This window comes from Flavobacterium sp. (assembly GCF_039595935.1).
GTDB lineage: Bacteria > Bacteroidota > Bacteroidia > Flavobacteriales > Flavobacteriaceae > Flavobacterium.
Window position 1 is genome coordinate 1,210,048 of record NZ_JBCNKR010000004.1, and the last position, 22,509, is coordinate 1,232,556.

Sequence of the window (22,509 nt, forward strand, 5' to 3'; positions counted from 1 at the left end):
CAGATTTCTCCTTCGTCGAAATGACAATACTCAAACAAATATCTTAATCTTTAAATTTTATAAAGAAAAATTTGTTAAAAACTTCACATTAAAAAACATCGTAGTCGTCTTATAATTCTTATTTTTATTCTTTATAAATAAGATTTTATGACATTACCTTTTATAGAAATAATCGAAGCCACAACAAGTGACCCTAATTTACTAATGTGGAAATTTTATGATGAAGATAAAGAAATAAAAAACGGAGCAAAATTAACCGTTCGCGAAAGCCAGCTGGTAATGCTTTTAAATGAAGGCCAGCTTGCCGATGTTTATCAACCGGGACTTCATACCTTATCTACAGAAAACATTCCAATTTTAAGCAAGCTGAAAGGCTGGAAATACGGTTTCGAAAGTCCGTTTAAAGTTGACGTTTACTTTTTCAACACACATCAATTCATCAATAATAAATGGGGAACTCCCGCTCCTATTCTGCTGAACGATCCACAATTTGGGCAAATCAGAATTCGCGCTTTCGGAAGTTTTGATATACAAATTGTTGATGTTGCCAAGTTTTTCCGTCAATATGCAGGAACCTATCAACAGCTAACCATTTTTGAATTGCAAAATCAATTAAGAGATTTTGTTGCGCCAAAATTTGGAGAAGTTTTAGCAAACGAAAACATAACCGTAACAGATGTAGCCGGAAATATTACCCAATTGGGTAAAAAAATCGAGCCATATCTAAAACCATATTTTCTTCAATTCGGAATTGAATTAACACAGTTTGTAATCACAAGCGTTACTCTTCCTGAAGAAGTTACGGCACATTACGACAAAATCACCAATATGAATATGGTAACCGATATGGATAAATTTACCAAATTCAATACCGCAACGGCAATTGGAGACAAAGGAACAGCGCTTCATGATGCAACCCAAAATGCATTAAGTATGGGAATTCTTTTAAATCAATTACAGCAAAATAAAGAAACGCCAAAAGAAGAAGTAAAAGATGACTTAACATCTAAACTTCAAAAACTAAAATCTTTATTTGATGCCGGTTTAATTGATGAAGATGAATTCAAAACAAAAAAATCCGAATTATTAAGCCAATTATGATGGAAGAGAAAAAAGTCAATTCGTTTTTAGACAGACTAAAACAAAAAGCTCAAAGCCAGACTAATTATGGCGGAGAAATGGAAATTAACGATGCCAAAATGAACGTCAGAGATTGTCCAAACTGCGGGGCAGGAAGAGCAAAACAAGACGGCGTAACACATTGCGCTTATTGCGGATTCGAGTTTATTACCGTAAAACTGACAGACGGAGTTTATATTAAAAAAGAAGATAATTCAATTTAAAAATCATATAACGTGTTCGGACTATTTAATAAATCAAAAGATTCAGAAAAAAAACAAGCGAATAAAGAAACCTTGCCGGAATGGTACGCAGAACTTCAGGAAACACAAACAAGATGGTTTTCATTTGCAGAAAAGCTTGAAGCCAAAATGGAAGAACTGGTAACAGCCTCAGTTCCTGAACTAAAACAAGTTTTACAGGAGGATGAGGATATGTACAAAAGAACTTTTCAAAGAGTATATTCTGGCGTAAACGGCCAGTTAAATAATATTAGAGACAAAGCCAGAGATACTTACGAAGAAAAAATTGACAGTATTTATTACGATCTGGATTCACAGATTTCTGTTCTGGACAAAAATCATGATTTGCTTTCAGATTTTAGAAGCGCCTGTTCAGATCGCTATAATGATTTTGACGAAAAATTCGATTATTGGAGAAAACAGCTCGAAAAAACTCAGGAACGCGATCTTGAAATCGAATACAAAAAAATATTAGACGAATACGAAGCCATCAAAAATAAATTCAGCTGTACACAATGCGGCGGAAATATCGAAATCGAAAAAATATTTTTAATCGAAACCTATATTTCATGTCCATATTGCAAAACACAAAATACTTTTGCACCAAGTACTCAGGCAAGAAATCTGCAGAATATCGCAAGAGGTTTAGCCGAACAAAGAACAGCTCATTTATACGAAGCTTTTGAAACCGAAGACAAAAAAGAACGTGAATTGTATCATCAGCGTCATGAATTGAGTTTGAGTAAAATTCATGAATCAGATAAAAAAGTGTTGAGCGAAATTCAGGCAAAAATGGATGATTTGGAAGAACAAAGACAATTTGTAATCAAAAATGCTCCAAAACTTTATGAAATTTATCTTCGTGCGATGTACGACGAATGGAATAAAATTACGCCTGATTTAAAGGAGCACAATGAAAAAATGTATGAAAATCAAATACGCAATAAATAATTATTAATCACTAAAAATCAACAAATGTTTAAAAAACTTTTTGGAGCTCTAACTGGAGACAGCAAACAGGAAAAACAAAATTACGAGCAGACACAAACTTCAAATGACAATTATGAAAATGATTATGAAGATAATTATCAGGAAGTTGAATATGATCCGGAAACATTACACGGAACACACTATTCTGTAGAAGATTTTGATGCCGAAGTAGCTGAAAGAGCCGAAGCATGGATTGCAGACGAACGCGCAAGCGGAGAAAACCTTGACGAAAAAGACATTCAAAACATATATTTCAATTACAGAAGAACAGTTTATACAGAATGGAACAACTGCGATTCTGACCAAATGATTCGTTTTGAGCACGCAAATTCATTAAAATACAGCGGAGTTCAAACTTCTGGTTTTGTAAAAGTAGACGAAAACAATCCGTTTCTAGAGCCAGTTCACGGAGTAGATTTAAGAACGTATACAGCAATGTGCCTTAAAATAAGTGCAGGAGTTGATTATCTTGAAGTTTGTAAAGCAATGGGATTTGAACCAGTTGTTTGGGAAGAATTAAACACAATCTGGCCACAGCGTATGGGCGAAGATACTTCGTTTACCGTTACCACTTTATTCGGACAATATTATGCTGAGAACGTAACAGTTCCTCAATTAGAAAACCTAAAAGCAGAGATTTCTGAAGAAGGCGCAGCAAATTTAGAAAGAATTAAAACAGACCGTTATTTCTACGAAGAATTGGCCGGAGCAAGACAAGCTGCTTACGAGTACGGACTTGACGGTGCGCAATGGATTTTGGAAAATTTCGGAATTAATTTAGCTGATTTCCAATCTGTGGCAATGCAGTGGATGACGGAGCAAAATCAAAACTGGAATTCGGCAGATATTACAGAATTCCATGATTACCAGCAGGCAAAACAAAAAGAATATGCTGCAAAATTTGCTGCTGAACAAGGCGGAAATATTGCGGATGATGTAAATTTCTAACATCCTTTTTATCAATATAAAATCCGGTTTGTTCCTTACAAATCGGATTTTTTTTGTTTTTACACTAACTTTACTTGGTTTTAAAAAAATTTAATTTAACAGAAAAAAGACTTCTATGGGCAAAAAAAAGATTTTGAGCCCGATAATTTTGCATTGCATTTTTTAAGCAATATTCATTTAATCAATTTTAAAAACTTGCAAAATGAAAACAAAAATTATACTTCTTTGCTTTGTTCTTCTTTCTGTATTAGGCTGTAAAAAACAAGAAGAACCAGTTACTGCTAAAAACGACAATAATAAGGCGGACCGCCTGGAACAATTATTAACCGGTAATCAAAGATTTCTTGACGGAAAATCACTTCATCCGCATCAGGATAAACAAACTGTTTTAGCAAATCAGGACGGGCAAAAACCATTTGCCGTTATCGTAACCTGTTCAGACAGCAGGGTTTCTCCGGAAATTGTATTCGATCAGGGAATTGGGGATTTATTTGTAATTAGAAATGCCGGAAATTTAATTTCTGATATCGACATGGGAAGTATCGAATATGCTGTAGAACATCTTGATGCCAAATTAATAGTCATTTTAGGCCATACAGAATGCGGAGCTATTAAAGCTTACATAAATGATAAAGACGGAGCTTACAAAAAGCACTTCAACCATATCGATAATATTGTAGAAACTATCGCTCAGGAAAATGAAGAAATTGAAGCTGATAAAATTTCTCCAAAAGCCAGCAATTATTTAGGTGCCATAGACGCCAATATTAAACATTCAGCAAAGATGGTTCAGGACAATCCTATCGTAAAAGAACATAAAGCGACAATCGTTTCAATGCGCTATGATGTTCATACAGGAAAAGTTACAAAATTGTAATATCCTAAAAAACCAATTAAACAAAATCCGGATTGCAAAAAACAATCCGGATTTTTTTTCTTTAAATATCTAATTTATCTTTTTTTCATAAGCCAATAAAGTGGTATTTTTGCGACACCAAATCTAATCTTCGCCTGCGATGAAAAAAATATTCTTCATTACTTTAATAACCTTGTTTTCATCAAGTATATTATCTTCTCAAACAAAAAAAGAAAATACCGTTTCAGACTCACAAAACGTTTTTGCAAGACCTTATGATTATGTAAATGATTTCGAAAAAATCCTAAAACCTGATCAGATAACAAGTCTTACAACTACTTTAAAAGCATTTGAAAAACAATTTCTTTATAAAATTACTGTCGTAACAATCTCATCAATACAACCTTACACTACATTTCCGGATTATGCTTTAGAATTAGATAAATATCTGGCAAAAGATCCAAAACTAGATCCCACTATTTTAATTGTAGTAAGCAAAGAATTAAGACAGATTCAGGTACAAAGTATCGATCTTATTCGTTACAAATTAAGCGACAACGATACACAGGGCATTATAACAACCTACGCCGTTCCTGAATTTAAAAAAGGAGATTATGGCAAAGGTTTAGAACTCGCTATCGAGCAGATTATGGCTAAACTAAAAACCTATTAATTCATTTTCATCAAAAACTGATAATCAAAATAGCAAAATCCGATTTGTGAAAACAGATCGGATTTTTTCATTTTCAACTGTTAAAAAACATTTCCTTCGAAATTAATTTTAATAACTTTATCCATAAATAACAGTTTTATGAAAGATATCAGTATCGTTGAATTCACTTCCAATTTAGGCTTAAAAGAACCTCAACCCGGAAAAGAACCTGGCGTAAATCGTTTGCCCGACTGGTTATGGAAACATAATTTGCATAAAACCATAAATGCTAAAAATATCATACGCGTAGATCCGCCGAAATATTCCAATCTTAAAGATCCCGAAACCAATATTTTAAACGCAGATTCTCTTGTTACATATTCCAGAGAGCAAGCGTATTTGATAAATAATTTGCTAAGTGCCAATAAATTTCCGTTTGTATTAGGCGGAGATTGCAGCATACTTTTAGGTGTTGCCATGGCTTTGAAACAAAAAGGAAATTACGGATTGTTTTACCTTGACGGCCATACAGATTTTATGGACGTTTCTTTATCTGAAACCGGCGGCGTTGGCGGAATGGCAGCTTCTATCGTGACAGGAAACGGTCCTGAAAAACTTACGAATATTTTAAATTTAATTCCGTATATAAAAGAAGATAATCTTTGGTGCGTGGGCAATCGCGAATACGACGATGAATACGAAAATGAAATCAGGAAATCATCTGCAACTTATATCAGCCTTCAGGAACTTCGCAAACAAGGCATTGCCAATTGCGTAAAAAAATTCCTTTCAGAAATCGAAAATAAAAATTTAGACGGTTTCTGGCTGCATATCGATGTCGATGTACTAAACGACTTAATAATGCCATGTGTAGACAGCAGAACTCCAGACGGTTTAACGTACGATGAATTTAATGAACTTACCTCCTATCTATTTAAAAATGAAAAACTAAGCGGACTTGAAATTACAATTCTAGATCCGGATTTAGACACAACAGGACAATACACAAAAGATTTTGTTGCTAATATTACTTCGACTTTCAATACACATTTTAGCAACTAAATTCAGTCGAAACAAAACATTTCTTATAATAATCTGGGCGTTACCTACGGCCGGGCTGTCCACTGTATCTTTTATGGCGAACCCCGCCATAAAAGGATGCCGCTCCCATCCCTAACGCAAAACGGTTTCATAAGAAATTTAACGTACTCATTTCAAATAAAAAAACTACTTTTAAATCAAAATCAACAACTTATCATTTAATGAAAATAGTAGAAATTAGAGAAAGTGATTTTGAACCTTTAAAAACTTTATTTTTAAAAGAAAGACAAAGAACTTTTTCGTGGCTAGATATTTCGGAATTTCAATTAGATGACTTTGAAAAACATACACGCGGAGAAGACATTCTCGTAGCTCTTATCGATGATGTTCCAGTTGGATTCATTTCGATTTGGATGCCGAATAGTTTCATTCATCATTTATATATCGATGAGGAATATCAAAACCAAAAAATTGCAACCGAATTAATAAAAGCCGCTATTCAAAAAACTAAACTTCCGCTTACTTTAAAATGTTTAGAAGAGAATATAAAAGCCGTAGAATTTTATAGAAGAAAAGGATTTATCGAGAAAACAAAAGGACGTTCTGAAAACGGAACTTACATTTTATTTGAGCTTTCAAAAGATATTAATTAAAAATCAAAATCATGAGCAAAGAAATTCAGGAATACAATGATTCTCAAAATATCGAAGACAAAAAAATATGTGATATTTTAAGTTCAGAAATTAATGCATTTCTGCATGAAGCCGAAAGCAAAATATGGCATCGGCATCCGGTTTGGTTTTTAGACGGAAATCCGGTTGCCGGTTACAGTAAACTAAAAGATTCTGTGCGATTGCTTTTCTGGAGCGGACAATCATTTGATGAACCAAAACTTCAAAACGAAGGCAGCTTTAAAGCCGCCGAAGCCCGTTATACTTCATCTGACCAAATTAATATTGATGATTTAAAAAGATGGCTCGAAAAAGCCCGAAATATTCAATGGGATTATAAAAATATAGTAAAACGAAAAGGCCAGTTAATACGTTTGAAATAACTTCAAATTCCATTTTCAAATCACTTTAACGCAACTATTTAGCTTTTTTTCATCTACAAATTAACTAACCTAAATTGTATACCGATGAAAAATGTTTTACTATTATTCGCTTTATTTTTATTGCTTTCCTGCAACAATGATGATGACTCTAACAATAATCGCTTAGAAGGCAGATGGAGTCTGGTTAAAAAAACCGGAGGATTTGGCGGTCCTAATGCACCAGAAGACATAACTCAAAAAACGGTGCTTGAATTTTCAGAAAAAAAAGTAAAAACCTACGCAGGCGCCACACTTATCAATGAAAAGAATTATTATATCGCTATCAAAAAATCAATTTTAGGCGGAGACAGAAAAATGATTGTTATCGATAAAGGCAATTCTCTTACACAGGAATTTTATATAGACCGTTCTTATGAAATTAAGGGCAAAAGATTAATCCTCGTAGAAGAATGCGCAGATTGTTCGACACTAGAGTATGAACGCATTAAGTAAGTTTAGAGTTAGGAATTATGAGTTATGAGTTCACTCTTTGTGTATAATACAACTCATAACTCATAACAACTTAATTAAGAACAAATTTTAATTAATAAATAAAAAATATTTATCGATAAACAATAAATCACTATATTTACTGCATACTTATTTTAAATCAAAATATTATGTCAACAAAATCAACTTACATTTTAAAGTTCTTAAACGTAATGTCGTGGATTGCTTTTATTGGACTATGTATTAAAGCAGGTACACTTTTAACCTCTTACGGAATTAGTATGTTTTTCAACGAAGTTGGAGCAAAGAACCTTCAATTAGGTTTAGATCTGTCTCAATTAAAAGCGTATGATGTTGTAGATTATTCTATTATGGTTTTCTCTATAACCATAATTACAATTCTCGAAGCTTTGGTATTTTACTCGGTAATTCAAATTTTCCTTAAAATTAATTATGTTAGTCCGTTTCATGAAACCATCGGAAAACTGATTCAAAAAATGAGTGCGTTTTCATTTTTAGTGGGTATTTTCAGCAACGTAATAGCAAATTATACTCAAAAATTTACAGCAATAGGCATTCCGCTTCCAAATCTTACAGAACATATCGGGCTTGGTGATGCTTTCTTATTTTTTGCCGGAATTTTATATTTTATCTCACAGCTTTTTGCAAAAGGAATCGAACTTCAAAAAGAAAGCGAATTAACCATATAGTTATGCCCATAATAGTAAATTTAGACGTAATGATGGCCAAACGAAAAATGTCATTAAATGAACTTTCAGAAAAAGTAGATCTCACTTTATCAAATCTTTCCATCCTAAAAACAGGCAAAGCAAAAGCGGTACGTTTTAGTACATTAGAAGCAATTTGCAAAGTTCTCGAATGTCAGCCGGGAGATATTTTAGAATATGTGGAAAAATAATTTTATAGAATTTTTATTTGTATTTTCGTATTAAAGAGAACTTCGCGTTCTCTTTTTTGATTTCATAATTTTCTAAATCAAACCTCAAAATGAACATCTTAATCGTTTACAGCCATCCGAGCAAAAAATCGTATACATTTCAGGTTTTAGAAAAGCTGAAATCAGAAATAGCAAAACAAAACTGGAATCTTGAAATTTCAGATTTATACGCTTCCAATTTCCAGAGTGATATGTCTGAAGAAGAATATGACAGAGAAGGTTTTGCAAAACTTGATCTGCCCATTTCAGAAGATGTTTTGGCAGAACAGGAAAAAATAGAAAAAGCCGACTGCATTATTTTTCTGTATCCGGTTTGGTGGAGCGATTGTCCGGCAAAATTAAAAGGCTGGTTCGACCGGGTTTATTCAGCTGGATATGCCTACGGACAAACGGATAATTTCCCAAAAATGAAAACCATTCCGTTTGGACTTGTTATTTGTACCGCTGGACATCCAAATGATTTTTTAACCGAAATTAAAATGGCACAAAGCATGGAAACCATTATGCTGGAAGATCGTTTAGGAAAACGTTTCAATAATAAAGAAATGCTTATTCTGGGCGGAACTCTTGAATTAGAAAAAGTTATGGAAAATCATTTTTTGCAGATTGAAAACATATGCAGGAAAATAAAGCAGTATTTCATTTAAATAAATTATTTTAGAATTAAAATTAATTTTAAAATGGCTGTAAAGAAAAGTGTATTAGAAAAGATGTCTGATTTTGAATTGGAAAAATATATTAAGCCCGAAACCACATTTGTTCCCGAAGCCACTAAAATTGCCTTTGAAATACTTAAAAAAAGAGGGCGTCAATTTTCAGATGAAGAAATAGATTCCATTAATTTACTGATTAATAAAAAGGAAGAAAAAAAAATACGTCCGATACATGAAAATCATATAAAATCATCAAATTTTATTTTTATTTCGATAGCTCTAGGAGTAATAAACTTAATTGTAGCTATGTATGTAGACACTAAAATTGAATTTATTCCGGCTAGCATAGCTTTTATTTTTCTTGTAATTCTAGGATACTTTGTTCGTAAAGGGCGTGAGTTAAAAGTTCTTCTTTTAGTATTATTTTCAATTGGATTATTAGGTTCTATACGTACTTTAATTTTTAATTTAACCAATTTTCCATTGAACGGAATTCTAAGTCTTTCTCAAATAATATTACAATTTTGGGCCGTAATTTTTCTATTTATGATTCCAAAGGAATTTGAAAGCATAAAAAGTAACGAATTTGAATTATGGCTTTCTGGCAAAAATGAAGAAGACACTCAAAAATAACAAATGAGAAAACCTGCAGAATGGATATAATGAAATAATAAAACTAAGCCTTCTAAAAATATAAACCAATGAAATTATTCAATTTTTCAAAAAACAAACCCGAAGATAACGAAGAAGACAGATTAGAAAATTACGCCGAAATGCTTAATTGCAAACTATTGTTTATCGATGAACCTAAAATAGATGGCGACAAAATTTTAGACGAATTAAAAAAGCATTTTGATAATGTAGAAAACGTCAGCAAAGACAAATCTTTTATATTTCAGTTTTCTGATTTTCAAATTGAACTGGCAGACGCGACAATTCCGGCGCAATGTCTTATTGCAGTTCCAGATGATGGGAAATTCGAAGTCGAAATTCCTGACACTGCTTTTCAGCAAAACTGGCATTGGCCTGAAGCGGAAGAAATGGTCCGAAATTGTAATTACGAAATATTAGTTACTGATTTTATGTCCAGAACTCTGCCTTATAAAGAAAGATTCAATTTGTATATGGAATTTTTAGCGGCAGTGACCAAAATAACACAGCCAAACGCTATTTATTCATTTCATGCAGAAAAAATAATAAATCCTGTTGAATTTATTGATGCCTGGGAAAGCGGACATAACTCAATTCTCGACATACTTTGCAATGTAAGATTATACAATATTTCTGATTCCGAAAATAATGAACTTATAATGGACAGCGTTGGGCTTCATTCTTTTGGACTTCCCGATTTTCAAATTAAATTCTCAGAATTCGAATTTGAGGCCAACGATATAGCAAATCTTCTCTGGAACTATGTTTATTATGTTTTTGAATATGGCGATGTAATAGAAAACGGAAATACTCTTGAAGGAACTGAAAGCGGGTCAAAATGGGTATGCGAACGAGAAATGGCAATAATTTTACCGGAACGCGTAGTACTTAATGTTCAGCCCGATTAGATTTTGATTGCGTATCAAAATATTGATACAATCATTCAATTAGAAAAACTTCCGGCCTAAAAAATTTCCGTATCTTGCATAGAACAAAAACGGCTGTCATGGTACAAAATATTGAAAACCTAATTCCGCATAGACCACCCTTCCTTTTTGTCGACGAAATACTATCTTATACAAAAGAGGAAATAATAGGCACTAAAACATTTGCAGAAAAAGACAATTGGCTAAAAGGAAGTTTTACTGATTTTGAATTTATTCCCGGCACTATTTTAATCGAAGCAATGGCACAATGCGGAGGCGCAGGAGTAAAGCTTTTAGGAGTAGCAGATGGTGTATTTGGTTTAGTAAGCATTGAAAATGCTGAGTTTTACAGTGGAGCAAAATTTGGTGATGAAATAAAATTTGTAGTAGAAAACATCCGCTTAAGCGAAAAAATAATCAAACAACAAGGAACTGCTTATATTGACAACAAACCCATTTTGAAAGCAGGCTGGATGTGTGTGAAAATTTCTTGAAATATTTTTTAAATAAAACTATTCTTACAAATAAAATTTATACTTTCGCAAAGAATTTATAGAATAGATATGGAAAATCACAATACTGAAGACTCAGTTTTTCAGGAAATACCAACAGAAAAAATTTATACAGAAAAACAAATTAGACTAGGAACCTTTTTTTGCGGTCCGTTAGTTGCCGGTTATTGTTTAGCAGAAAATTTTAAAGCTTTTGGTGATAAGGAAAAAGCAAAAAAAACTTGGTTAATTACAATTCTTTCTTCTTTCTTGGTCATTCTTCTTATATTTTCAATTCCCGAGAATATTAATATTCCAAACATTATTTTTCCAATTATTTATACTGGAATAGCTTCTTTCATTATAAAAAAATATCAAGAAAAAGATATCAAAAAGCATTTAGAAAATGGAGGTGAAACTTTTGGAGGCTGGAGAACAGTTTTGATTGGTCTTATTAGTTTAGCTGCATTTTGTTTAGTAATTATTGGTGCTTATATTTTATTAGACTTGGCTTTATAAAATTATTGTTAATTAACTTTGTCCGAAACATACCTTAAAATTGTCTTTTAAACACCTTAATCAATTGATTTTTAGATTGTAAATTTACTTTACTAATTTTATAAATCAATAAAAATGAGTGCTATAGATTTTACAACCGCATTATTAGTCGATCAATCTGCTCAGGAAGTTTTTAAAGCCGTTACCAATGTGCGAGGCTGGTGGTCAGAAGAAATTGAAGGCAATACAGCTAATTTAAATGATGAGTTTGATTATCATTACGAAGATATTCATCACTGCAAAGTACAATTAATCGAAGTAATTCCGAATCAGAAAATAGTCTGGCTCGTAAAAGAAAACTACTTTAAATTTACAGAAGACAAAACAGAATGGACAGGTACTAAACCCACTTTTGAAATTTCTGAAAAAGACGGAAAAACAGAACTTCGTTTTACACATTTCGGCTTAACTTCAGAATATGAATGTTTCGAAATTTGCCGCAACGCCTGGACAAACTACATTCAAAACAGCCTTAAAAAACTAATTGAAACCGGAAAAGGTGAACCAAACGCAACTGGAAAACCACAAACCGAAAACGAAAAGAAATTATCTCAAAATTAAAGTTTTGCCACAGATTAAAGGATTAACTTAGATTTTTTAATCCTTTTAATCCTTTTAATCTTTTTAATCTGTGGCAAAAAACCTTAGCATCTTACTAACTTAGAACCTTAGCCACTTTTAAGCTACAACAATCATAGATTTGACTACAGCTGTGTTTTTGATGTTCCGCAACTTTGTAATATCAAAAATTAGAACTTATGAAAATTATAATTACAGGTTCTTTAGGGAACATCAGCAAGCCATTAACGGCAGAATTAGTTCAAAAAGGACATTCGGTTACAGTTATTACAAGCAGTAACGAACGACAAAAAGAAATAGAAGTATTAGGCGCAAAAGCAGCTATTGGTTCTGTAAATGATTTGAGTTTTTTAACCCAGACCTTTACTGGTGCAGATGCCGTTTATTGCATGATTCCGCGTGCGAATTATTTTGATCCGAATTTGGATTTAGATGCATTTACCCGCAAAATCGGGAATAATTATGCAGAAGCTATTAAAAAATCTGGCGTAAAAAGAGTTGTATTTTTAAGCAGTATTGGTGCACATTTAAAAGAAAAATCAGGAATTATTCAGCGTTATAATGAAATCGAAAGCGTTTTAAACCAGCTTTCAGATGTTTCGATAACATTTATGCGTCCAACATCATTTTATTACAATTTGCTGGCTTACATTCCTTCAATCAAAAATCAGGGATTTATTGCGGCAAATTATGGAGCCGATTCTACAATTCCGTGGGTTTCTCCCAATGATATTGCCAGCGCTATTGCCGAAGAACTTACTACTCCGCTTGACGGCAAAAAAATTCGTTATGTAGCCAGCGAAGAATTAACCGGACACGAAACCGTAAAAATTCTGGGCGAAGCCATAGGAAAACCAAATTTAGAGTGGAAATTAATTAGCGATGAAGAAACCTTAAACGGATTAATTTCTGTGGGAATGCAGCCTAAAATCGCAAAAGGTCTTGTTGAAATGTATGCTGCACTATACAACGATACTCTGGGAGCAGATTATTATGCAAATCGTCCAGCTCAATTAGGAAAAACAAAAATGGCAGAATATGCCAAAGAATTTGCAGCAATTTATAACCAAAAATAGGTAACTTAGGCTATGGCAAATCAGCAACCACATCGAATAAAAAGCATCAGCGAATTTCATCAGTTTAGAGATTTGCCAAAGCCTGAGCATCCGCTTGTAAGTGTTTACAATTTTCAAGATTTAAAATATCTCAACGAACAAGAACCCAAAAGCCTCATTCTTGATTTTTATTCCATTGCATTAAAAAGAAACGCCAATGCCAAAATGCGCTACGGCCAGCAGGAATATGATTTTAAAGAAGGCGTAATGCTGTTTATAGCGCCCGGACAGGTTTTTTCAATTGAAGGAAATTCTGAATTACAGCATACAGGTTATTCGTTATTGATTCATCCTGATTTTTTATGGAATACACCGCTTGCGCAGAAAATTAAGCAATACGAATATTTTGGCTATGCCGTTCATGAAGCGCTTCATCTTTCTGATAAAGAAGAAAAAATGGTTATTGATCTTATGAAAAATATTCAGCAGGAATATCAATCTAATATCGATAAATTCAGTCAGGATGTAATTATTGCGCAAATCGAATTATTACTCACCTATTCAGAACGTTTTTACAACAGACAGTTTATAACCCGCAAAATAAGCAATCATCAAATTCTGGCACGTTTAGAAAAACTTCTCGACGATTATTTCAATCAGGATTCACTGGCAGAAAAAGGACTTCCAACTGTACATTTTATAGCCGAAAACTTAAATGTTTCTCCCAATTATCTAAGCGGATTATTAAAGCATCTTACGGGACAGAGCACCCAACAGCATATTCACAATAAACTAATCGAAAAAGCAAAAGAAAAACTTTCGACGACAAACTTAACCGTAAGCGAAATTGCTTTTGAATTGGGTTTTGAACATCAACAATCTTTCAGTAAATTATTCAAAACCAAGACCAATTTTTCGCCTTTAGAATTCCGACAATCTTTCAATTAAAAAAAATAAATATAAAGAATCATAATTTTCCTATATTCGTAAGAACAAAAAAAAATAAAAATTATGGATCCTTATTTAAGGAATACTTTAGCTGTAATAGCCGGAATAGCGGTTGGAAGTTTAGTAAATATGAGTATCATTGCTTTAGGCGAGTCATGGATTCCGCTTCCGGATGGAGTCGATAATAAAACAATGACAGGACTTCAAAACACCATGCATCTATTCGAAATAAAGCATTTTCTTTTTCCATTTTTAGCCCACGCAACAGGAACCTTTTTTGGTGCCGTTACTACAGCATTAATTGCCATAAACCATAAGAAGAAATTAGCTCTTGGTATTGGTGCTTTTTTTCTTTTTGGAGGAATCGTAATGGTGTGTTCTCTTCCCTCTCCTATTTGGTTTACAATAGTAGATTTAGTTTTTGCTTATATACCGACGGCTTATCTGGCTTTAAAACTGGCCTGCAGAAAACAGAAAAAAACAGAATAATTAGATTATGAGCGAGAAAACACCCAAGCAAAAACCTGCAAAAATGTGTTACAGTCACATTGGCGGAAAACTGGGTCAGCTGCTCGCCGTAACTTTTGCTGAAAAAGGCTGGATCGCCAGGAAAAACCCAGCTGACAAACACTTTTATATTACTGATTTAGGACAAAAAGAATTCGCTAAATTAAGTATTGATCTTTCTCAGATAAAAGCAGAAGACTTATAGAATTTCCTTTTTCTTTTAATTCAAAACGTACTCCTAAATTTCTTACCTTAGTTTGCTTTTAAATCTTTAAATTATGACTAAGAAAGAAATTGCTCAAAACTTCTTAAAGCTTGCTGCAAGCGGACATTCGCATGAAGCATTCCGATTGTATGTAGGCAAAAATTTCAAACACCATAATTCTCATTTTAAAGGTGATGGCGAAACTTTAATGCTGGCCATGGAAGAATCATCCCGAAAAAATCCCCATAAAATTTTTAAAATTCATCATATTTTAGAAGATGATAATCTGGTTGCGGTGCATTCGCATTTGCAGCAGACTCCAACTGATATTGGTTTTGCCGTTGTTCATATTTTAAAATTTAAAGAAAATAAAATTATAGAGCTCTGGGATTTAGGACAGCCAATTCCATCTGAATCAATAAATGAAAATGGAATGTTTTGATTTAATGGTTATTGTTAATTATTAATAATTAATAATTAATTATGAGTTGAAAACTGTGACTGTGACTAAAAAACGAGACTAAAAACCCAAAAAACCAAGATTACAAAATGAACTTTCTATCTAAAACCTTTTTCTTCTTTTCATTGATTCTTCTTTTTTCAGGCTGTAATTCATTTGCTCAGAAAAAAGACAATTACAGCGCACAAATCGACAGTGTTGTTATTAATAGCACTTCTCCGGTTTTTAATGGCGTAGTTTTAATTTCGAAAAACGGAAAAACTCTATATTCGGCAGCAAAAGGATTTGCCAATTTTGAGACTAAGAAACCTTTAATGATAGATTCTCAGTTTGAAATCATGTCAAACAGTAAACAGGTTGCGGCGGTTTTACTTTTATTAGAAGTTGAAAAAGGCAAAGTTGATTTACAATCTCCAATTAAAAAATACCTTCCGGAATTGACACAGTCCTGGGCAGATTCGGTTACAGTTCACCAGCTTTTAAATCATACTCACGGAATTGTCGATTTGCAAAAACCTTTGGCATTTAAACCCGGAACTCAGTTTAGTTATGGAAATTTAAGCTTTAGCCTTGTCGAAAAAATTGTTGAATTAAGCACTCAAAAAACGTATACAGAAGTTGCCAATGCACTCTTCAAAAAGCTGAAAATGAACAATACATTTTGCTATTCTAAAGACAGAATACAAAATCTTGCAAAGGGATATTACAATGTAAAAAATGTTTTAGAACCGGTAACTTCAACTCAAATTACGCCTCAAAGTTTAGGTGCTGATGGAATTGTTTCTACTGTAAACGACTTATCGATCTGGAATAATAATCTTCATAAAGGAAAAATTCTAAAACCTGAAACCTATCAATTAATGTTGAAATATACGATTTCAGCACAGCATAATTTCTTTGGAAAAGCTGAGGAAGGTTACGGATACGGAATTAAAATTATCGAAAAAGAAGCTGTAAAATATGTTGGTCATACAGGTCTGGGCGACGGATTTTCTTCTGTAAATTTGTATTTCCCGGAAAGCGGTGTCAGTTTAGTTGTTTTAGAAAATCAAATGAATGAAAATCGGGATTTGTTCTATATTTCTGAATTTAAAATCAAAAATATTGTGTTGAAAAGCGATTTAGTTCAAAAAAAATAATAGTAATGGCAAAAAATAAAACCACAGAAACAGAAAGCAGCGTCATCGATTTTATAAATGCTGTAGACAGTGAAGCTAAAAGAAATGATGCTTTTGAGTTGGTAAAAATAATGACAGAAATCACAGGTTTTGAGGCTAAAATGTGGGGACCAAGCATTATTGGTTTTGGAGCTTATCATTATAAATACGCCACAGGACATGAAGGTGATGCGCCACTGGCCGCTTTTTCTCCCAGAAAAGCAGCAACGACTATTTATTTCTATTTACCCGAAAATCAAAGAGAAGAACTTTTTTCGAAACTAGGGAAATACAAAGTTTCTAAAGCCTGTATTTATGTTAAAAAACTAGCCGACATTGATATTGAAATTTTAAAAAAGATAATTTTGTTATCAATTGAATATACTCTAAATCTATACCCTTCAAAATAAAAAATGATCACATTCTTAATTCTATTATTAGTAATAGTTCTTATCGTTTATAATTTTTTACAGCATCCAAAATTCGGAAAAAAACCTTCCGGTGAAAGATTAGCTTTAATCGAAAAATCACCCCAATATAAAAACGGAAAATTCGAAAACCAGAGTTTTACACCAGATCTTGCAGAAGGAGAAAGCTTTATCGGCGTTTTATTCGAATTTCTCTTCAAAAAAGTAGACCGAAAAGTTCCAACAGATTTAATTCCGTCAATTAAAACTAATTTGCTTGAACTTCCTCTCGATCAGGATGTTTTGGTTTGGTTTGGGCATTCTTCTTATTATATTCAGCTTGAAGGAAAACGTTTTTTAATTGATCCCGTTTTCAGCGGTAACGCCTCTCCTATTTCGGGAACAACAAAATCATTTAAAGGAAGCGATATTTATACCGCCGATGATATTCCGGAAATTGATTATTTATTGATAACACACGATCATTACGACCATTTAGATTATAAAACTATTCTGGAATTAAAACCTAAAATCAAAAAAGTTATTACTGCACTTGGCGTTGGGTCACATTTTGAATTTTGGGGATTTCCAAAAGAAAATGTTATCGAAAAAGACTGGTTTGAAAAAATTGAATTAGATGAAAATCTAACGCTTTATACAACTCCTTCAAGACATTTTTCGGGCAGAAGTTTTAAACGCTGCAACACGCTATGGACTTCATTTGTTCTGCAAGCCAAAGATTTTAAAATGTACTTGGGCGGAGACAGCGGTTACGACAAACATTTTGCCGAAATTGGAGATAAATACGGTCCGTTTGACATTGCTTTACTAGATAATGGTCAGTACAATCAAAAATGGAAATATATTCACAATATGCCCGAGGATGTTATAAAAGCAATTAAAGATCTTAAAGCAAAACGGGTATTTCCTGTGCATTCTTCTAAATTTTCTCTTTCACTGCATGCCTGGGATGAGCCTTTGATTAAAGTTTCTGAACTGAACGCTAATTCTGAAAATCCAGTTCCGTTAATTACGCCAATGATTGGTGAATTAGTCGAACTGAAAAACGAAAAACAAGAGTTTAAACAATGGTGGAAAGGGGTGAATTAATTTTAGATTGCAGATTTTAGATTTTTAGGAAAACCTGAAACTTGAAACAAAAAAACTAAAATACTCCTTTGTCACCCTGAGCGAAGTCGAAGGGCACGCAAAGGTCTTCGACTTCGCTCAGCCTGACAACACTTGAAAACTTAAAAACCTGAGACAAAAAAATGAAACAAAAAATAAACTTATTTATAATATTTTTTTTGCTTGCATCGAATCTCTTTTCGCAAAATACCTATGTCTTTTTAGGATCGTATAATAGAGATAAAACAGCAGAAGCGATTCAGGTTTTTCAATTGGATACTTTAAATGGAAAACTGACAAAAATTACGGCGGTTAAAAACATTGTAAATCCATCTTATTTGACGATTTCTCCTAACGGAAAATATGTTTATGCCTGTACAGATACAAAAACGCCAAATGCGGGAAGTATAACGAGTTTTGAATTTAATCCTGAAAACAAAAGCCTGACATTTTTAAACAGTCAGCGAAGCGGCGGCGAAAATCCGGTTTATGTTACTGTACATAAAAGCGGAAAATGGCTCTCAAATGCAAATTACACAGAAGGAAGTGTTTCAGTTTTTCCGATTTTAGAAAATGGAAAAATCGATTCAATCGCACAGAATTTTCAATATGCTGACGGAAGCACACATAAGGAAAGACAAACAAGATCTCATGTACACTCTGCTGTATTTTCACCTCAATTCGATTATTTATTTTTACCCGATTTAGGAGCCGATAAAATTCGTTGTTATGCTTTTGATGAAAATCTGAAAAAACCTTTGATCGAGACGCAAAATTCGTTTACAAAAACTGATTTAGAAGCCGGACCGCGGCATTTTACTTTTCACCCAAATCAAAAATTTGGTTATTGCATTGAAGAAATGGCCGGACAAATCAGTGTTTATAAGTATGAAAAGGGTGTTTTAAATAAAATTCAGCGTATTGCCACACATACTGATAAAATAAAAGACGGATTTGAAAGCTCTGATATTCATATTTCTCCAGACGGAAAATTTCTGTACGCCACAAACCGCGGCAAAGAAAACAACATTGCCATATTTTTTATAGATGAAAACGGTCTCTTGAAAAACATTGGTTATCAATCGACTTTAGGAAAACATCCGCGAGTTTTTACAATCGATGAAAGTGGTAAATTTCTAATTGCATCAAATGTGATTACAGGAAATGTAATTGTTTTTAGAAGAAATCCTAAAACCGGACTACTTAAAAAAACAGGAAAACAAATAAAAATGGAAAATGTTTCCTGCGTACAGATTAAGAAATACTAACAAAAAAACTAAAAAATGACAACACCATATTTCAATTTACAACCAGATTTTCTGGAAGATGAAATTACAAAATTAGTTCCGTTAAAAGAAAGTGATTTTGAAGAATTGTATAAAGTCGCTTCAGATCCTTTAATTTGGGAACAGCACCCAATGAAAGACCGCTATAAAAAAGAAGTATTTCAGTCTTTTTTTGAAGCCGCTATAAATTCGAAAGGTTCATTTTTAATCTTAGATAAGCAGACAAATGAAATAATGGGCACAACTCGTTATTACGACTATAATCCTGAGAAATCAAGTGTAGCAATTGGATATACTTTTATTTCCAGAAAATATTGGGGCGGTCCTTATAATAATTCAACTAAAAAATTATTGATTGACTATGCATTTCAACATGTAGACTCAATACTTTTTCATATCGGAGCAGAAAATTTCCGTTCACAAAAAGCCGTATCAAAATTAGGCGCAGTAAAAATAAACACTATGGTTGTTAGCAGCAATGGCATAAACATACCGCATTTTGAATATTTATTGAGTAAGAAGTAATTAGTGAAAAGTGATTAGTGAAAAGTAAGATGTAAACAAATTATATTTATCCTCTCAAATTTAACTTCTAACATTTAACTTCTAACATTTAACTTCTAACATTTAACTTCTAACATTTAACTTCTAACATTTAACTTCTCACATTTAACAAAAAAACAAATGAAAAATATCACTGTATTTTGCGGTTCGAGTTTTGGTACCGAAGAAATATATAAAGAACAAGCAGAATTACTGGGAAAAACTCTGGCCAAACAAAATATTGGTTTGGTTTATGGAGGTGCGAACGTAGGTTTAATGGGAGCCGTCGCCGATGGTGCATTGAGCGAAAACGGAACCGTAATTGGTGTTCTTCCTAATTTTTTAAGATCAAAAGAAATCGCACATCAGGGCTTAACAGAATTGATTTTGGTAGAAAGTATGCACGAGCGAAAAACCAAAATGAGTGAGTTATGCGATGGCGTTATTGCACTTCCGGGTGGTTTTGGAACTCTGGAAGAGCTTTTTGAAATGCTTACCTGGGCTCAACTCGGACTTCATAAAAAACCAATTGCTATTTTAAACATTAGCGGCTTTTATGATTCGCTTTTAGAATTACTTGAAACAATGACCGAAAAAGGTCTTTTGAAAGAAGTAAACAAAAACATGCTTTTGGTTAGCGATGATATTGATGATTTATTAGAACAAATGAAAAATTACGTTGCTCCTACTGTTGGAAAATGGATTGATAAGAAAACCTCTTAAATTATAATTATATATATTCGCAATCCGAAAACAAATAAAACCAACCATTAATTCAAAAATGAAAAAACCATTATTGCTACTGCTTTTTATTTTAAGCATGCATTCTTATTCTCAAATAAATTTTGAAAAAGGCTATTTTATAGACAACAATGATAAAAAAACCGAATGTCTTATTAAAAATTTAGACTGGCGTAATAATCCTAATGAATTTGAATACAAATTAGACCTAGAAGATCAATCTCAAAAAATCAATATTACACAGTCGAAAGAATTCGGAATTTATAATGTTTCAAAATACGTAAGACAAACTGTAAATATTGACCGTTCAAGAACAATTTTAAGCGAACTGGATTATGATAAAAGTCCAAAATTCAATGAAGAAAAATTATTTTTGAAAGTTTTAATTGAAGGAAAAGCCAATTTATATCAATATGAAAACTCAGATATCAGCCGTTTCTTTTTTAAGACTGACAATACACCTATTACACAATTAATTTGGAAATCTTATAAAATATCAGATACTGAAATAGGAGAAAACAACACATTTAGAAATCAAATCTATACAGAATTAAAATGTGAAAGTATTAACATTCAAAGCGTTAAATATCTCAATTATAAAAAGACGGATTTATCTAAAATTTTTGCAAAATACAATCAATGTCAAAACTCTGAGTTTACGAATTTTGAAACTACACAAAAGAAAGATTTGTTTAATTTAACTATCAGACCTGGTATCAAGTCTTCAACTTATTCTGCTCAAAATGACATTATGAGTTCATACAATACTAATTTTGGAAACAAAATTGGATTTAGACTAGGTGTAGAAGCTGAGTTTATCATGCCATTTAATAAAAATAAATGGGCAATTATTCTGGAACCAACCTACCAATCTTATAAAGCTGAAAAATTACAGGAAAATATGACGTCAAAAGTTGATTATAGTTCAATCGAAATACCTATTGGAATCAGGCATTATTTTTTCTTAAATAATAATTCAAAAATATTCATCAACGGTCAATATGCTTTAGATTTAACTTTAAATAAAGACGCCTCATTTAAAAGTACTAATGGTCCTGTTAACGAATTAAAAATTGAATCTCCCGGAAGTTTTGCTTTTGGTTTGGGTTACAATTATCAAAAAAGATACAGTGCAGAAATCAGAATGGGGCTTTCCAGAGATCTTTTGGCTAAATACAGCGCATGGTCATCTGATTATAAAAGTGTTTCGCTTATTTTCGGATATACTCTATTTTAAAAAAGAATATTTTATTTCATAAAAGCTTTACAAATTCCTGTAAAGCTTTTTTTATTTCCTAAATTAGGTACTTCAAAATAATACATTTTAAATAGAACCTCTAACGTCGAAAAAAATGAAAACAGAAAACAACAAATTCGCAAAAGCCGAAATGCTGATTCGGAAACCTGTTTCAGAAGTTTTTCAGGCTTTTATTGACCCGGAAATTACCCGCAAGTTTTGGTTTACCAAAGGTTCCGGAAAATTAGAAGAAAATCAAAAAACAGAATGGACGTGGGAAATGTATGGTTTTTCACTTACTGTCAAAACTTTGGTTTTACAGGAAAATAAGAAAATTGTGATTGAATGGGGAAATCCGGATGAAACTACTTTAGTAGAATGGATTTTTACTCCGTTGAATGAAAATGAAACTTTTGTAAGCATCACAAATTCAGGCTTAAAAGGCGATACAGATAAAATAATCGATCAGGTTCGCAATTCAACAGAAGGTTTTACGTTAGTTTTAGCAGGTGCAAAAGCCTATTTAGAGCATAATTTACGATTGAATTTAGTTTTAGACAGATTTCCGAAAGGATTAGCATAGGTTTGGTTTCAGGTTTCAAGTTTTTTTTGTTTCAAGTTAGTCAGA

General features: G+C 32.7%; 31 protein-coding genes. All 31 read left to right on the top strand.

The window, feature by feature from the left end; genetic code table 11:
- Positions 1-147 precede the first annotated feature (147 nt).
- Positions 148-1,101 carry an SPFH domain-containing protein gene (locus ABDW27_RS05185; RefSeq protein WP_343694893.1) on the top strand — a complete coding sequence of 318 codons (954 nt, stop codon included), beginning with the start codon at positions 148-150 and terminating at the stop codon, positions 1,099-1,101.
- A complete protein-coding gene (locus ABDW27_RS05190; protein ID WP_343694894.1) occupies positions 1,098-1,343 on the top strand; it encodes a hypothetical protein in 246 nt (81 codons plus the stop codon). Before ABDW27_RS05185 ends, ABDW27_RS05190 begins: the two co-directional genes overlap by 4 nt.
- Before the next feature lie 12 nt (positions 1,344-1,355).
- Positions 1,356-2,312 (top strand): hypothetical protein, encoded by a 957-nt coding sequence (locus tag ABDW27_RS05195; RefSeq protein ID WP_343694895.1) that lies wholly within the window; start codon positions 1,356-1,358, stop codon positions 2,310-2,312.
- A gap of 24 nt (positions 2,313-2,336) precedes the next feature.
- Positions 2,337-3,299: a DUF6620 family protein gene (locus ABDW27_RS05200; protein ID WP_343694896.1), complete on the top strand. Its 963-nt coding sequence runs from the start codon at positions 2,337-2,339 to the stop codon at positions 3,297-3,299.
- A 202-nt stretch (positions 3,300-3,501) separates the two neighbouring features.
- A complete protein-coding gene (locus ABDW27_RS05205; protein ID WP_343694897.1) occupies positions 3,502-4,176 on the top strand; it encodes a carbonic anhydrase in 675 nt (224 codons plus the stop codon).
- 139 nt (positions 4,177-4,315) lie between these two features.
- Entirely contained in the window at positions 4,316-4,828 is a 513-nt protein-coding gene (locus ABDW27_RS05210) for a TPM domain-containing protein (RefSeq protein ID WP_343694898.1), read from the top strand.
- A gap of 138 nt (positions 4,829-4,966) precedes the next feature.
- Positions 4,967-5,869, top strand: a complete 903-nt coding sequence (locus tag ABDW27_RS05215; protein ID WP_343694899.1) for an arginase family protein — start codon at positions 4,967-4,969, stop codon at positions 5,867-5,869.
- Between the two features lie 200 nt (positions 5,870-6,069).
- Complete coding sequence (locus ABDW27_RS05220) at positions 6,070-6,501, top strand: GNAT family N-acetyltransferase (protein ID WP_343694900.1); 432 nt, start codon at positions 6,070-6,072, stop codon at positions 6,499-6,501.
- Between the two features lie 11 nt (positions 6,502-6,512).
- Positions 6,513-6,902, top strand: a complete 390-nt coding sequence (locus ABDW27_RS05225; RefSeq protein WP_343694901.1) for a DUF1801 domain-containing protein — start codon at positions 6,513-6,515, stop codon at positions 6,900-6,902.
- An 84-nt stretch (positions 6,903-6,986) separates the two neighbouring features.
- Positions 6,987-7,394 carry a hypothetical protein gene (locus ABDW27_RS05230; protein WP_343694902.1) on the top strand — a complete coding sequence of 136 codons (408 nt, stop codon included), beginning with the start codon at positions 6,987-6,989 and terminating at the stop codon, positions 7,392-7,394.
- A gap of 167 nt (positions 7,395-7,561) precedes the next feature.
- A complete protein-coding gene (locus tag ABDW27_RS05235; protein ID WP_343694903.1) occupies positions 7,562-8,101 on the top strand; it encodes a hypothetical protein in 540 nt (179 codons plus the stop codon).
- A 2-nt stretch (positions 8,102-8,103) separates the two neighbouring features.
- Complete coding sequence (locus tag ABDW27_RS05240) at positions 8,104-8,310, top strand: helix-turn-helix transcriptional regulator (protein ID WP_343694904.1); 207 nt, start codon at positions 8,104-8,106, stop codon at positions 8,308-8,310.
- Positions 8,311-8,399: 89 nt separating this feature from the next.
- On the top strand, positions 8,400-8,996 hold the full coding sequence (locus tag ABDW27_RS05245; protein WP_343694905.1) for an NAD(P)H-dependent oxidoreductase: 597 nt from the start codon (positions 8,400-8,402) through the stop codon (positions 8,994-8,996).
- A gap of 33 nt (positions 8,997-9,029) precedes the next feature.
- Positions 9,030-9,635 carry a hypothetical protein gene (locus ABDW27_RS05250; RefSeq protein WP_343694906.1) on the top strand — a complete coding sequence of 202 codons (606 nt, stop codon included), beginning with the start codon at positions 9,030-9,032 and terminating at the stop codon, positions 9,633-9,635.
- A 68-nt stretch (positions 9,636-9,703) separates the two neighbouring features.
- Complete coding sequence (locus ABDW27_RS05255) at positions 9,704-10,561, top strand: DUF4261 domain-containing protein (protein WP_343694907.1); 858 nt, start codon at positions 9,704-9,706, stop codon at positions 10,559-10,561.
- 98 nt (positions 10,562-10,659) lie between these two features.
- A complete protein-coding gene (locus tag ABDW27_RS05260) occupies positions 10,660-11,073 on the top strand; it encodes a 3-hydroxyacyl-ACP dehydratase FabZ family protein (protein ID WP_343694908.1) in 414 nt (137 codons plus the stop codon).
- A 69-nt stretch (positions 11,074-11,142) separates the two neighbouring features.
- A complete protein-coding gene (locus tag ABDW27_RS05265) occupies positions 11,143-11,589 on the top strand; it encodes a hypothetical protein (protein ID WP_343694909.1) in 447 nt (148 codons plus the stop codon).
- Positions 11,590-11,703: 114 nt separating this feature from the next.
- On the top strand, positions 11,704-12,189 hold the full coding sequence (locus ABDW27_RS05270; protein ID WP_343694910.1) for an SRPBCC domain-containing protein: 486 nt from the start codon (positions 11,704-11,706) through the stop codon (positions 12,187-12,189).
- Between the two features lie 197 nt (positions 12,190-12,386).
- A complete protein-coding gene (locus ABDW27_RS05275) occupies positions 12,387-13,283 on the top strand; it encodes an NmrA family NAD(P)-binding protein (protein ID WP_343694911.1) in 897 nt (298 codons plus the stop codon).
- A gap of 12 nt (positions 13,284-13,295) precedes the next feature.
- The gene (locus tag ABDW27_RS05280) at positions 13,296-14,210 is read left to right on the top strand and encodes a helix-turn-helix transcriptional regulator (RefSeq protein WP_343694912.1); all 915 of its coding nucleotides are present in this window, start codon (positions 13,296-13,298) and stop codon (positions 14,208-14,210) included.
- 63 nt (positions 14,211-14,273) lie between these two features.
- Positions 14,274-14,699, top strand: coding sequence for a hypothetical protein (locus ABDW27_RS05285; RefSeq protein ID WP_343694913.1), 426 nt, complete (start codon positions 14,274-14,276; stop codon positions 14,697-14,699).
- 7 nt (positions 14,700-14,706) lie between these two features.
- A complete protein-coding gene (locus tag ABDW27_RS05290; protein WP_343694914.1) occupies positions 14,707-14,922 on the top strand; it encodes an ArsR family transcriptional regulator in 216 nt (71 codons plus the stop codon).
- Between the two features lie 73 nt (positions 14,923-14,995).
- On the top strand, positions 14,996-15,364 hold the full coding sequence (locus ABDW27_RS05295; RefSeq protein WP_343694915.1) for a nuclear transport factor 2 family protein: 369 nt from the start codon (positions 14,996-14,998) through the stop codon (positions 15,362-15,364).
- Between the two features lie 107 nt (positions 15,365-15,471).
- Positions 15,472-16,521, top strand: coding sequence for a serine hydrolase domain-containing protein (locus tag ABDW27_RS05300; RefSeq protein ID WP_343694916.1), 1,050 nt, complete (start codon positions 15,472-15,474; stop codon positions 16,519-16,521).
- Between the two features lie 5 nt (positions 16,522-16,526).
- Complete coding sequence (locus ABDW27_RS05305) at positions 16,527-16,949, top strand: DUF1801 domain-containing protein (RefSeq protein WP_343694917.1); 423 nt, start codon at positions 16,527-16,529, stop codon at positions 16,947-16,949.
- Between the two features lie 3 nt (positions 16,950-16,952).
- The gene (locus ABDW27_RS05310; RefSeq protein WP_343694918.1) at positions 16,953-18,056 is read left to right on the top strand and encodes an MBL fold metallo-hydrolase; all 1,104 of its coding nucleotides are present in this window, start codon (positions 16,953-16,955) and stop codon (positions 18,054-18,056) included.
- A 161-nt stretch (positions 18,057-18,217) separates the two neighbouring features.
- Complete coding sequence (locus tag ABDW27_RS05315) at positions 18,218-19,342, top strand: lactonase family protein (RefSeq protein ID WP_343694919.1); 1,125 nt, start codon at positions 18,218-18,220, stop codon at positions 19,340-19,342.
- 15 nt (positions 19,343-19,357) lie between these two features.
- Entirely contained in the window at positions 19,358-19,885 is a 528-nt protein-coding gene (locus ABDW27_RS05320) for a GNAT family N-acetyltransferase (RefSeq protein ID WP_343694920.1), read from the top strand.
- Between the two features lie 159 nt (positions 19,886-20,044).
- The gene (locus ABDW27_RS05325) at positions 20,045-20,626 is read left to right on the top strand and encodes a TIGR00730 family Rossman fold protein (protein WP_343694921.1); all 582 of its coding nucleotides are present in this window, start codon (positions 20,045-20,047) and stop codon (positions 20,624-20,626) included.
- A gap of 58 nt (positions 20,627-20,684) precedes the next feature.
- Complete coding sequence (locus ABDW27_RS05330; protein WP_343694922.1) at positions 20,685-21,881, top strand: tRNA modification GTPase; 1,197 nt, start codon at positions 20,685-20,687, stop codon at positions 21,879-21,881.
- A gap of 115 nt (positions 21,882-21,996) precedes the next feature.
- On the top strand, positions 21,997-22,464 hold the full coding sequence (locus ABDW27_RS05335) for an SRPBCC family protein (RefSeq protein ID WP_343694923.1): 468 nt from the start codon (positions 21,997-21,999) through the stop codon (positions 22,462-22,464).
- Positions 22,465-22,509: the final 45 nt, after the last annotated feature.